General features: G+C 62.2%; 9 protein-coding genes. 5 read left to right on the forward strand and 4 right to left on the reverse strand.

The genetic code is table 11. The features are described 5' to 3' along the window. Window positions 1-86 precede the first annotated feature (86 nt). From ASD44_RS13345 to ASD44_RS13355, 3 genes are all read left to right on the forward strand, one after another. Window positions 87-1,205: a branched-chain amino acid ABC transporter substrate-binding protein gene (locus tag ASD44_RS13345; protein ID WP_056112772.1), complete on the forward strand. Its 1,119-nt coding sequence runs from the start codon at window positions 87-89 to the stop codon at window positions 1,203-1,205. A 335-nt stretch (window positions 1,206-1,540) separates the two neighbouring features. Further along, window positions 1,541-4,999: a pyruvate carboxylase gene (pyc, locus tag ASD44_RS13350; protein ID WP_056112775.1), complete on the forward strand. Its 3,459-nt coding sequence runs from the start codon at window positions 1,541-1,543 to the stop codon at window positions 4,997-4,999. A 122-nt stretch (window positions 5,000-5,121) separates the two neighbouring features. Beyond that, entirely contained in the window at window positions 5,122-5,382 is a 261-nt protein-coding gene (locus tag ASD44_RS13355; protein WP_056116153.1) for a DUF2312 domain-containing protein, read from the forward strand. Between the two features lie 74 nt (window positions 5,383-5,456). Here the strand turns inward: ASD44_RS13355 and araD1 are convergent, their stop codons facing one another. From araD1 to chvE, 4 genes are all read right to left on the reverse strand, one after another. Beyond that, window positions 5,457-6,449 (reverse strand): AraD1 family protein, encoded by a 993-nt coding sequence (gene araD1 / locus ASD44_RS13360; RefSeq protein ID WP_056112779.1) that lies wholly within the window; start codon window positions 6,447-6,449, stop codon window positions 5,457-5,459. Window positions 6,450-6,625: 176 nt separating this feature from the next. Then, a complete protein-coding gene (mmsB, locus tag ASD44_RS13365) occupies window positions 6,626-7,915 on the reverse strand; it encodes a multiple monosaccharide ABC transporter permease (RefSeq protein WP_056112783.1) in 1,290 nt (429 codons plus the stop codon). After that, window positions 7,912-9,444, reverse strand: a complete 1,533-nt coding sequence (gene mmsA, locus ASD44_RS13370) for a multiple monosaccharide ABC transporter ATP-binding protein (protein ID WP_056112785.1) — start codon at window positions 9,442-9,444, stop codon at window positions 7,912-7,914. The genes mmsB and mmsA overlap by 4 nt, the downstream gene beginning before the upstream one ends. Before the next feature lie 196 nt (window positions 9,445-9,640). Beyond that, the gene (gene chvE, locus ASD44_RS13375; protein WP_056112789.1) at window positions 9,641-10,711 is read right to left on the reverse strand and encodes a multiple monosaccharide ABC transporter substrate-binding protein; all 1,071 of its coding nucleotides are present in this window, start codon (window positions 10,709-10,711) and stop codon (window positions 9,641-9,643) included. A 276-nt stretch (window positions 10,712-10,987) separates the two neighbouring features. Between chvE and ASD44_RS13380 the strand changes: the two genes are divergently transcribed. Both ASD44_RS13380 and ASD44_RS13385 read left to right on the forward strand, forming a co-directional pair. Further along, window positions 10,988-11,962, forward strand: coding sequence for a LysR family transcriptional regulator (locus tag ASD44_RS13380; protein ID WP_244478774.1), 975 nt, complete (start codon window positions 10,988-10,990; stop codon window positions 11,960-11,962). Window positions 11,963-12,049: 87 nt separating this feature from the next. Next, window positions 12,050-13,456, forward strand: coding sequence for an amidase (locus ASD44_RS13385; RefSeq protein ID WP_056112793.1), 1,407 nt, complete (start codon window positions 12,050-12,052; stop codon window positions 13,454-13,456). Window positions 13,457-13,463: the final 7 nt, after the last annotated feature.

A 13,463-nucleotide genomic window follows, 5' to 3' on the forward strand; every position in this document is an offset into this window, starting at 1 on the left:
AAATGGGCAAACTAAGCTTTCTGCGATAAGGGTGGGCATCGCATGGAAGTTTCATCCACGCCCACTCCGTGAATGGGAGCGTATCTATGAAAAAGTCACTCTTGTCCGCCGTGGCACTGACCGCGCTTGTCGCGTTCAGCGGCAACGCGTGGGCTGATATATTGATTGGCGTCGCCGGCCCGATCACCGGTGCGAACGCCGCTTTCGGCGCGCAGTTGCAGAAGGGCGCCGAACAGGCGGTTGCCGACATCAACGCCGCCGGTGGCATCAATGGCGAAAAGCTGAAGCTCGAAGTAGGCGACGACGCCGCCGACCCGAAGCAGGCTGTTTCGGTGGCAAACAAGCTCGCGGCCGATGGCGTCAAGTTTGTCGATGGCCATTTCAACTCCGGCGCATCGATCCCCGCCTCGGACGTCTATCTCGAGAACGGCATGCTGCAAATCTCGCCGGCTTCGACCAACCCGACCTTCACCGACCGCAAGATGTGGAACACCTTCCGCACCTGCGGCCGTGACGACCAGCAAGGCAAGGTTGCCGGGGACTACATCGCCGCCAACTTCAAGGACGCCAAGGTCGCCGTCATCCATGACAAGACGCCTTACGGCCAGGGCCTAGCCGACGAAACGAAGAAGGCGCTCAACGCCGCTGGCGTGACGGAAGCCATGTACGAAGGCGTGAATGTCGGCGACAAGGACTTCTCGGCCCTCATCGCCAAGATGAAGGAAGCCGGCGTCACGCTGATCTACTGGGGCGGCCTTCACACCGAAGCCGGCCTGATCATCCGGCAGACGGCCGACCAGGGCCTCAAGGCTCCGCTGTTCTCGGGCGACGGCATCGTCTCCGACGAGCTGGCCTCGATCGCCGGCGACGCCGTCATCGGCACGCTGAATACCTTCGCGCCGGATCCGCGCAAGAACCCGGCCGCAAAGGAGGTCGTCGAAAAGTTCCGTGCCGGCGGCTTCGAGCCGGAAGCCTACACGCTCTACTCCTATGCAACGGTCCAGGTCATCGCCCAGGCGATTGCGAAGACCGGTTCGGCAGACGACGCGCAGAAGGTCGCCGAGACGATCAAGTCGGGCGGTCCCTGGAAGACCGTGCTTGGTGACCTCGGCTTCGACGAAAAGGGCGACATTACCGCAGCCGCCTACGTCGTCTACGAGTGGAAGAAGGGCGACGACGGCAAGATCAGCTATTTCGAAAGATAAGCTCAAGCCTTCTTTTCTGATTTCGGAAATGCCCGGCGCTTGCGTCGGGCATTTTTTTTGCATAGATCCTCGGCCCCACCGACAAGCGCGAGAAGCTCTTGCATCGCGGTTATGTTTTTTTGGCATTCCCCGCCCCGTTTTGAGCCTTTTCGTATCAACATTGAGAAAGAGCCGGGCCCTTTCCCAATAGTGAGACGATTCGAGCGGATTTCACCAAATTCAACGTGAATCGGCGATTTCAATCGATTCAATCGCCTTGCGATTTTGGTTGCACTGCAGCAATTTCCCGTTATTCATGAGCCGCTTTCTCTACCCACGCTGCCTGGAGCACACCCTTGGCTATCAGCAAGATCCTTGTCGCCAACCGGTCCGAGATCGCCATCCGCGTCTTCCGCGCGGCAAGCGAGCTTGGCCTGAAAACGGTTGCGATCTGGGCTGAGGAAGACAAATATTCGCTGCATCGCTTCAAGGCCGACGAAAGCTATCAGGTCGGCCGCGGCCCGCATCTCGCCAGGGAGATGGGACCGATCGAAAGCTACCTGTCGATCGCCGAGATCATTCGGGTCGCCCGGCTTTCCGGCGCCGACGCCATCCACCCCGGCTACGGCCTTCTGTCCGAAAGTCCCGAATTTGCCGAGGCCTGTGCCGAAGCCGGCATCATTTTCATCGGACCGAAGCCCGAAACGATGCGCCGGCTGGGCAACAAGGTCGCCGCCCGTAATCTGGCGATCGAGGTCGGGGTCCCGGTCATACCGGCCACGGAGCCGCTTCCGGACGATATGGGGGCGGTCAAGAAACTGGCGGCGGAGATCGGCTACCCGCTGATGCTGAAGGCCTCCTGGGGAGGCGGCGGACGCGGCATGCGCGCCATTCGCACCGAAGCCGATCTTGACCGCGAGGTCATGGAAGGCAAGCGCGAAGCCAAGGCCGCCTTCGGCAAGGATGAGGTCTATCTCGAAAAGCTCATCGAGCGCGCCCGGCACGTCGAGGTACAGGTGCTGGGCGACACGCTTGGCAACGCCGTGCATCTGTTCGAGCGCGACTGTTCGATCCAGCGCCGCAACCAGAAGGTCGTCGAGCGTGCGCCGGCCCCTTATTTGTCGCAGGAACTGCGCGACGAACTCTGCGGCTATGCGCTGAAGCTTGCCAGGGACACCGCCTATATCGGCGCCGGCACTGTCGAATTTCTGCAGGACGCCGACACCGGCAAGTTCTACTTCATCGAGGTCAATCCGCGCATCCAGGTCGAGCACACCGTCACCGAGCAGGTGACCGGCATCGACATCGTGAAAGCGCAAATCCACATCCTCGACGGCTTCGCTATCGGCACGCCCGAGTCCGGCGTTCCGGCGCAGAAGGACATCCGGCTGAACGGCCACGCCCTACAGTGCCGCATCACCACCGAGGACCCCGAGCAGAACTTCATTCCGGATTACGGCCGCATCACTGCCTATCGCGGCGCCACCGGCTTCGGCATCCGCCTCGATGGCGGCACCGCCTATTCCGGCGCCGTCATCACCCGCTACTACGACCCTCTGCTGGAAAAGGTTACCGCCTGGGCGCCGACGCCGGCCGAGGCGATCGCACGGATGACGCGGGCGCTGCGCGAATTCCGCATCCGCGGCGTCGCCACCAACCTCACCTTCCTCGAAGCGATCATCAATCACCCGAGCTTCACCGACAATTCCTATACGACGAAGTTCATCGACACGACCCCGGAACTGTTCAGCCAGGTGAAGCGGCAGGACCGCGCCACCAAGCTGTTGAACTACCTTGCCGATGTGTCGGTCAACGGCCATCCGGAAACGCGCGGCCGCCCAGCCCCCAACCCGGAGGCAGCCGCGCCCATCGTTCCTTACCTCAATGGCAAGGCACCGGATGGAACAAGGCAAAGGCTGGATACGCTCGGTCCCGAAAAATTCGCGCAATGGATGCGCCGGCAAGGTCAGGTCCTGGTCACCGATACGACGATGCGCGACGGCCATCAGTCACTGCTGGCGACGCGCATGCGCACCCATGACATCGCAGCCATCGCAGGCACCTACGCCCGCGCCTTGCCGCAGCTCCTGTCGCTGGAATGCTGGGGCGGCGCGACCTTCGACGTCGCCATGCGTTTCCTCACCGAGGACCCGTGGGAGCGGCTGAGCAAGGTACGGGACGCTGCTCCGAATCTTTTGCTGCAGATGCTGCTGCGCGGCGCCAACGGCGTCGGCTACACCAATTATCCCGATAATGTCGTGCAGCATTTCGTCAGGCAGGCCGCCAGCGCCGGCATCGACCTGTTTCGCGTCTTCGACTGCCTGAACTGGGTCGAGAACATGCGTGTCGCCATGGATGCCGTTGGCGCCGAGGGCAAGCTTATCGAAGCAGCCATGTGCTACACAGGCGACATTCTCGACCCGCAACGCGCCAAATACGATCTCAAATACTATGTTGGACTGGCCCGGGAACTGGAGAAGGCCGGCGCGCACATCCTCGCCGTCAAGGACATGTCAGGCCTGCTGAAGCCCAGCGCTGCGCGGGTGCTGTTCAAGGCCTTGCGCGAAGCGACCGACCTGCCGATCCATTTCCACACGCACGACACGTCGGGCCTCTCTGCCGCGACCGTTCTGGCCGCCGTCGAAACCGGGGTCGACGCAATCGACGCGGCGATGGATTCGTTCTCCGGCAACACCTCGCAGCCCTGCCTCGGCTCCATCGCCGAGGCGCTGAAAGGCACGGACCGCGACCCCGGCCTCGACACCGAATGGATCCGGAAAATCTCGTTCTACTGGGAGGCGGTGCGTAACCAGTACGCCGCCTTCGAGAGCGATCTGAAGGGTCCGGCTTCCGAAGTCTATCTGCACGAAATGCCCGGTGGACAGTTCACCAACCTCAAGGAACAGGCCCGGTCGCTCGGTCTGGAGACGCGCTGGCACGAGGTGGCGCAGGCCTACCATGACGTCAACCTGATGTTCGGCGACATCGTCAAGGTGACGCCATCCTCCAAGGTCGTCGGCGATATGGCCCTGATGATGGTCAGCCAGGATTTGACCGTCGCCGATGTCGAGAATCCGGCCAAGGACATCGCCTTCCCGGATTCAGTCGTCTCCATGCTGCGCGGCGATCTCGGCCAGTCGCCAGGGGGCTGGCCGGAAGCGCTGCAGAAAAAGGCGCTGAAGGGCGACAAGCCGATCACCGTGCGGCCGGGGTCGCTGCTCAAGCCGGCCGATTTGAAAGCCAACCGCAAGGACGCCGAGGAAAAGATCGGCCGTCCGATCACCGAATACGAGTTCGCGTCCTGGCTGATGTATCCGAAGGTGTTTTCCGATTTCGCCGCCGCGCAGGAAAACTACGGCCCCGTCAGCGTGCTGCCGACCCCCACCTACTTCTACGGTATGAAGCCGCACGACGAGATTTTCGTCGACATCGAGAAAGGCAAGACGCTGGTTGTGCGATGCTTCGCCATTGGCGAGGTCGACGAGAAGGGCATGGTCACCGTGTTCTTCGAACTGAACGGCCAGCCGCGCCGCATCAAGGTGCCGGACCGCGTGCATGGGGCATCCGCCGCCAAGGCACGGCAAAAGGCGGAGGCCGGCAACGACGCCCATCTCGGCGCGCCGATGCCCGGCGTCGTCTCGGCCGTGACGGTGTCTGCCGGCCAGGCGGTGAAGGCCGGCGACGTGCTGCTTTCCATTGAAGCCATGAAGATGGAAACCGCCCTTCACGCCGAGCGCGACGGCGCCATATCGGAAGTTCTGGTCCGCGCCGGCGATCAGATCGACGCCAAGGATCTGCTGATCGTTTTCGGCTGAACGGACCACTGGCGGGAGAGCCGGCGATAGCGCTTGACCCCGACGCCGGGGTCGGGCATCGAACCCGCTGAAAAAGCGCCGGCATGAATTGCGAGTCGGCGCGGGAACATGCGGAGACAATCATGGCCGACGACATCACCGAAACCAGCCAGACCGTGGCCGCCGGCCAGTTGCGTGCCCTCATCGAGCGCATCGAGCGCCTCGAAGAGGAGAAGAAGACCATTTCCGACGACATCAAGGAGGTGTTCGCCGAGGCCAAGGGCACCGGTTTCGACACCAAGGCCATTCGCACCATCGTCCGCCTGCGCAAGAAGGATCAGGCGGAGCGGCAGGAGGAGGAATCGATCCTCGATCTCTACAAGGCCGCGCTCGGCATGGAGTGAGTGCAGCGCGCCAATGCATGTCGCCCCAAAAGTGCGCAGCGGTTTTGGGAAAACGCCATGCATACAACAAGAACTTAAAGCGCGCGTACCGCCACAGCGACCGGCTGCTCCATCCTCAACCCGTTTCGCAGCGGCAGACCGAATGCCGGCGCCTCAATCTCGAATACATCGCCGTCTCGCGCCGCGACGCCGTCGGCAAACGACAGCGTCGCCGTGCCGAACATGTGGACGTGCACATCGCCCGGCTGGCGAAAGGCCGCATATTTGAAATGATGGTATTCGAGATTGGTGATGCTGTGCGACATGTTTGCCTCGCCGGACAGGAAGGGCTTTTCCCACAGCGTCGCTCCATCGCGCAGGATGCGCGACATGCCTTCAATATCCTCGGGCAGGTCACCGAGCAGGATTTCAGGACCGAAGGCGGCATTGCGCAGCTTGGAATGCGCCAGATAGAGATAGTTGACGCGCTCGGTCACGTGGTCCGAGAACTCGTTTGACAGCGTGAAGCCGACGCGGAACGGCTGGCCGTCGTCGCCAATGACGTAGATGCCGGCGATTTCAGGCTCCTCCCCCGCATCTCCGGCAAAGGCCGGAGACACCAGCGTGCCGCCCGGCGCCACCGCCATCGTGCCGTTGCCCTTGTAGAACCATTCTGGCTGGACGCCGATTTTCCCGCCTGCAGGCTTGCCGCCCTCAAGTCCCATGCGGAACATCCTCATCGAATCGCTCGCCTGCTCATCGCCCTCGGCGGCAAGCTTGCGGTGCATCGAATCGCGCGCCGATGCCGACCCCAGATGCGTCAGCCCGGTGCCCGTGAGATGGAGATGGGCAGGGTCGGCATGATTGATCGGCAGCATCAGCAGGCCTTTTCGATAGGCCGACTCGAGATCAACCCCTTCACCGAACCCTTTGCGCTCGATAAGCGCCGTCAGCCCGGTGCCGGTACGCGCCGCTTCCAGCGCCAGCGAATAGACGCTGCGGGCGCCGTTGACGATGCGCGGCTTGCCGCCATTCCTGGCGACCACCCGGATCGTCTGCGAATCGTCCAACACCTGCGATACCAGCATCGCCCTTCCTTCTCGTGCGTCCGGCCTGCCGATCGGCAAACGGTATGCCGGCGCGGCGCGAAACCGCGCCACGATCGAAACTCCAATCTGTCTTGTGCTCGCAGCTGTCTCCGGTTCGCTGCGTGCCGGCAGGCCCGTGATACCGCCGGAGTATTCTCCGGACGGTCTCTCCCGGTTCAGGCCTTGTTCTTGTTGTAGACGTCGAAGATCACTGCGCCGAGCAACACCAGGCCCTTGACCACCTGCTGGTAATCGACATTGACCCCCATGATCGACATGCCGTTGTTCATGACGCCCATGATGAAGCCACCGACCACTGCGCCAACGACCTGGCCGACGCCGCCCATCGCCGAAGCGCCGCCGATGAACACGGCGGCGATGACGTCAAGCTCGCTGCCCAGTCCGGCCGCCGGCACCGCCTGCCCGAGGCGGGCGGCGATGATCAGGCCGCCAAGCGCCGACAGCACGCCCATATTGACGAACACAAGCAGGGTCAGCCGCTCGGTCTTGATGCCCGAAAGCTGCGCCGCCTTGGCGTTGCCGCCCATGGCGTAGATACGCCGGCCGATCGTCATTCGCTTGGTCACGAAAACGAACAGCCCGATCAGCAGGCCCATGACCACGAGCACGACCGGCAGGCCCCTGTATGTCGCGAATTGATAAACAAGGAACAGGACGAGGGCGCTCATGATCACGGTCTTGATCAGGAACAGGCTGAAGGGCTCGGCTTCGTAGCCGTGACGCTCGCGCGTGCGGCGCGATCGGATGCCGAAAAAGGCCGAGGCCAGAACGCAGATGATGCCGATAATGACTGTCGTCATCTGTAGCGAAAGGCCGCTTCCAAAGATGGTCTTTCCGGCTGCGTTTACCGTTGGCGGCACCAGCGTCCATGTCCCGATGAGTTCGGGAATGAAGCCGGAGCTGAGCGCCTTGAACCCGGGGGGGAGCGGCCCGACCGAAGAGCCACCGCCCAGTAGCGCCTGGCACAGGCCGCGGAATATCAGCATGCCCGCCAGGGTGACGATGAAGCTCGGTATTCGATGGTATGCGATCCAGTAGCCCTGAGCTGCGCCGATGAGGCCGCCGATAATCAAGCAGACGATCGACACAACCAGTGGATTGCTGAATATCCCCAGCGGCCAGATCACCATCATCATCGCCGCCAGTGCGCCAATGAACCCGGCCACGGAGCCGACGCTGAGGTCGATATGACCCGATACGATCACCAGCAGCATGCCCAGCGCCATGACGATGATGAAGCTGTTCTGCTGGACGAGGTTGGACAGGTTGACCGGTTTGAACAGCGTTCCGGACGTCGTGTACTGGAAAAACAGCATGATCGCGATCAGCGCCAGAACCAGCCCGTATTCGCGCAGGTTGGTGACGAGCGCCGAAACGGCCATGCGCGGTTTCTGCTGGACGTCTTCGGCGACGCCCGTCGGCGTCGGAACGCTTTCGGTGCTCATGATGCTTTTCCTTCTCCCCGGACGATAGCGCGCATGATTTTTTCCTGACTGGCTTCGGTCGACGCCATTTCGCCGACCATGCGCCCTTCATTCATGACGTAGATGCGGTCGGTTATGCCGAGCAATTCCGGCATCTCGGATGAGATGACGATGACCGCCCTGCCTTCGGCGGCCAGACGCGCAATGATTGTGTAGATTTCATACTTGGCGCCGACATCGATACCGCGTGTCGGCTCGTCGAGGATCAGAACCTTTGGGTTGGCGAACAGCCACTTCGACAGCACGACCTTCTGCTGGTTGCCGCCCGAAAGATTGCCCGTCAGCTGATAGACGCTTGAAGCGCGGATGTTGGTCTTTTTGCGATAATCGTTGGCGACATCGAGTTCCCGCAAATCGTCGATCACGTTGTGCCGCGACACGCCGTCGAGATTGGCCAGCGTGACGTTGTGCTTGATATGATCGATCAGGTTGAGGCCGTACATCTTGCGGTCTTCGGTAACGTAGGCGACGCCTTGCTCGACCGCCCTGCTCACCGAGGATATATCGATCGGCTTGCCGTCGAGGAACACTTCGCCCGTGATCCGGCGCCCGTAGGAGCGGCCGAAGAGGCTCATCGCGAATTCGGTGCGCCCCGCGCCCATCAGGCCGGCAATGCCGACCACCTCGCCTTTGCGGACGTGGATATCTATGCCCTTGATCACTTGCCGCTCGGCATGCAGCGGGTGATAGACCGACCAGTCCTTCACCTCGAACACCGTTTCGCCGATGCTGGGCTCGCGTGGCGGATATCGGTCGTCGAGCGAACGACCGACCATGGAGGTGATGATGCGGTCCTCGCTGATGTCCTTCTTGCCAAGCGTTTCGATGGTCTGCCCGTCGCGGATGATCGTTACGTGATCGGCGACCCGGTGTATCTCGTTGAGCTTGTGCGAGATGAGGATCGACGTGATGCCTTCCCGCTTGAACTCCAGCAGAAGATTGAGCAGAGCCTGGCTATCCTTTTCGGACAGGCTCGCCGTCGGCTCGTCGAGGATCAGGAGCCTCACTTCCTTGCTGAGCGCCTTGGCGATCTCGACCAGCTGTTGCTTGCCAACGCCGATATTGGTGATCAGCGTCTTGGGGTCCTCGTTGAGACCCACCTTTTTCAAGAGAGCCCTGGTCCGCTTCTCGTTGGCGTTCCAGTCGATGATGCCGTACCTGGCATGCTCGTTGCCGAGAAAAATGTTTTCGGCAATCGACAGCATCGGCACCAGCGCCAGTTCCTGATGGATGATGACGATGCCGAGATGCTCGCTGTCACGGATGCCCTTGAACTGGCATTCCTGCCCCCGATAGATGATTTTTCCATCGTAGGAACCGGCCGGATACACGCCCGACAGCACTTTCATCAGCGTCGATTTGCCGGCGCCGTTCTCGCCGACAATCGCGTGGATTTCGCCCTCTTCGACACTGAGGTTGACGTTCGACAGCGCTTTTACGCCAGGAAACGTCTTGGTGATGTTGCGCATTTCCAGAATTGTCGAAGCCATTTGGAATGCCGCTCCTGCGAGCATCGGATTGAAGAATCCGGGTTTCGGAAGCTCCGATGCCCAATCAAGTTACCTGATCGTCACTGCATGCTCCGGTGAGCGTACAATGATCCATGCCAGTCGGGAAATAAAACCGTTGATCGTGAGCAAAGGGGCTCCGCCTGGAAAGGCGGAGCCCTGAAATCGCCGCTTGCGGCTACTTCAGCTCGTCGGCCTTGATGTAGCCGGAGTCGACCACCAGCGCCTGATAGTTCGACTTGTCGACTTCATGAGGCGTCAGCAGGATCGACGGAACGACCTTGACGTCGTTGTTGTAGGTCTTCTCGTCGAGGCCTTCGGGCTTGCCGCCCGACAGCACCTTGTCGACGAGTTCGACAGTGGCCTTGGCGAGTTCGCGCGTATCCTTGAACACGGTCGAATACTGTTCGCCCGAGATGATCAGCTTGACCGAGGCGGTTTCGGCGTCCTGACCGGTGACGATCGGCCAGGGCTGGGCATCCGTTCCGTAACCCACGGCGCGCAGCGATGCGGTGATGCCGCGCGACAGGCCGTCATACGGCGACAGCACGCCATCGACGCGGCTGCCGTCCGCATAGTTGGCCGACAGCAAATTATCCATGCGCGCCTGGGCGGTGGCCGCCAGCCAGCGCAACGTGCCGACCTTGTCCATGCCCATCTGGCCGGACTTCACCTTGATGGAACCGTCATCGATCAGTGGCTGCAGCACTGACATGGCGCCGTCGTAGAAGAAGAAGGCGTTGTTGTCGTCGGGAGAGCCACCGAACAGTTCGACGTTCCACGGCTTGGTGTTCGGGAAGCGTTCCTTGAGCCCTTTCACAAGCGAAGTGGCCTGGATCACGCCGACGCCAAAATTGTCGAAGGTGGTGTAATAGTCGACGTTTGCCGTCTTCTTGATCAGGCGATCATAGGCGATGACGACGGTGCCGGCGTCAGCCGCCTTCTGCAGCGCGTCAGACAATGTGGTGCCATCGATCGAAGCGATAATCAGCGCTTTCGGACCCTTGGTGATTTCGTTTTCCAGCTGGCTGAGCTGGTTCGGAATATCGTCCTGCGCATATTGCAGATCGACCGAGTAGCCCAGAGCCTCAAGCTGGGACTTGACGGCGTCGCCGTCATTGATCCAGCGCTGCGAGGTCTTGGTGGGCATCAGAACGCCGACCAGGCCCTTGTCGGCGGCATGCGCCGAATAGGTCATGGCGGCGAGGCTTACCGCCAAGGCGGCGCCTAGTGTCTTGATGATTTTCACGTGCTCTCTCCCTTGTTGTTGGACACGATTCCGCAGCGCGGAGTCGCACAATCGGTCAGAAGCGCCAAAGCGCGGCGGCGTGCCGTTCAGTCTCCGGTATCCTCCCAATTGCCTGCCGAATTGATCGCCATTGAGGCCAGGCAGCCTCATTCGCGGCCCGGCGGCAGCGCACATCAAACCTCTTTCTCTTTGACATAACTGTCAAATGCGATTTTGGATGTTTGATATATCGATTATGGTATGGAAAACGGCAACCCGACAAGCATGAGGCTGGCAATGTCGACATCTGCGAGCAGGCATGAGCGGTTCTCGACTGAAGGGGTAATGCTACAGCGCAGCGGCCTGAGTATCAGGCATATGCGCATGATCGTGGCACTGGAAGAACACGCTCGCATCAGCGCTGCGGCGCAGGTCATGAACATCTCGCAACCGGCCGCCTCGCGGATGATTTCGGAAATGGAAGCCATCGTTGACGCCAAGCTCTGCGAGAGGCTGCCGCGCGGCATAACGCTCACCGCCTATGGCAGGACGCTCGCCCGGCGCGCCCGCAGCATCCTCCTGGAAATGCACGAAGCCGACCGTGAGATCGCGGAACTGAAAACCGGCAAGGGCGGGTCCGTTTTTCTCGGAGCCGTTACAGCCCCGGCGGTGGAACTGGCGGTGCCGGCGATCCGCGAGATCAGGCGCCTGCACCCCCATGTCGAGATTTCGGTCCAGGTGGAGACCAGCAGCGTGCTGGCGCGCGAACTCGTCGCGTCGCGGCACGACTTCATCATCGCCCGCATCCCCGACGACCTGAACCCCCGGCTTTTCGTCAATCGCGTCATCGGCGTCGAGAAGGCCTGCCTGATGGTCCGGCGCGGCCATCCACTGCTTCAGGGCGCCACGCCGGTTCAGTTGGAGGACACGGTCGGTTTCGACTGGGTTCTGCAATCCGGCGCATCGCCGCTGCGCCAGGCGCTGGAAGCCAACTTCCTCACCCGCAATATCCCGTTGCCCGAGCGGTTCCTCAACACCAGCTCGCTGCTGTTGACGCTGGTGATGGTGGCACAGTCCGACGCCATCGCACCCGTGTCGGTGCAGGTTGCCCGCTTCATCCAGAATCCCGAAGGCCTCGGCGGCGCAATCGACGTCATCCCCATCGGCTTCGAGATCGAGGTACGACCCTATAGCCTGATCACGGTAAAGAACCGCACCCTCTCGCCTGCCGCCAAGATGCTGTACGATTTCATTCTCGGCCAGGTCGCCTGACGAAACCGTGCCACGACCACCCAGACAGCGAGCCGGCTTTCCGCGCGGCTGCGTTCATGCTTTGCTTGGTGGAATGCGAGGACTGCCATGGACGACCCGAGACATGTGCTTTCGCCCTTTTCCTCCGCCGCCGAACAGGGCCGGGCGCTAGAGCGAGGAACCGCGACAGCAAGCGTCATCATTCGCGGCGCGCTGGACCGCATCGCCGCCCATGACGCGACCCTGCACGCCTTCATAAGCGTGTTCGGCGAAACCGCCATGCAATCGGCCGGGGAGTCCGACAGACGGCGCGCCAACGGCAGCTCCCTCGGACCGCTGGATGGCATCCCCTTCGCGGTCAAGGACCTCTTCCATGTCGAGGGCTATCCCACTCGCGCCGGGTCGCTGGCCTTGCCGGATACGCCGGCGACGACGACAGCCTCCGCGGTAAAAAGACTGGTCGCGGCAGGCATGATCCCGCTCGGCAAGGTCCATACCGTTGAGTTCGCCTTCGGCGGCTGGGGCACCAATCCCATAACAGGCACACCCTTGAACCCGCGCGACCTCGCAGTGCCGCGCGCGCCGGGCGGATCTTCCAGCGGCTCGGGCGTCGCCGTCGCCGCCGGGCTGGTGCCTGCCGCCCTTGGCACCGACACCGGAGGCTCGGTGCGCAACCCGGCGGCCATGTGCGGCGTCGTCGGGCTCAAGACCTCGCACGGCCTCGTCGGCCGCGGCGGCCTGTTGCCGCTGGCGGCGTCGCTCGACACCATCGGTCCGCTCGCCCGCTCGGTCGAGGATGCCGCCCTGCTCCTCGCCATTCTTGCCGGACGCGATGCCGGTGATCCGGGCACGTTCGGCGCCCCGGCCATGAATTCGCTCGCAGTGCTGGAGAACGGCGTCGCCGGCATGCATCTGCGCACGCCTTCGCCGCGAGACCTGGAAAGCGTCCAGCCGGCGGTGCTCGACTGTTTTCATGCGGCCGTATCCGAGCTGCGCAGCCTCGGTGCGGAAATCGAGGAAAAGGAAATGCCGCGGCCGCCCGAAGGCTACAAGGCCATCGCCGGAGAGATCATGGCGGCCGAGGCATGGCACCATCTCGGCCACCATGTGGAAGACGACGCCAGCGTCGTGCATCAGGTCATCCGCAACCGCGTCCTGAAGGGCCGCGGCCTTGCCGATAGCTATCTGCAGCTGATGGCGGACCGACGTGCCGCGCAGGTGGAATTCGACGCCTACCTCGCCGGTGCCGACGCGTTCCTCACACCCACCTCGCCGATCGTGGCTCCGCCACTGACCGAAGTCGATGAAGCGCAGATGCCGCTCGGCACTTTTACCCGCTTCGTCAACATGCTGGACATGGCCGCGCTCAGCGTTCCGGTCGGCATGATCGATGGCCTGCCGGCTGCGCTGCAGATCATGGTGCGCCGATTCGAGGATGCGACGGCGCTGCGGATCGGCAGGGCGCTGGAGATGAAGCGCGGCACATTGTTCGAGCCGCCGCCGGGCTTCGACTGAGCGGCGC

It is taken from the genome of Mesorhizobium sp. Root554 (assembly GCF_001427025.1).
Lineage (GTDB): Bacteria > Pseudomonadota > Alphaproteobacteria > Rhizobiales > Rhizobiaceae > Mesorhizobium.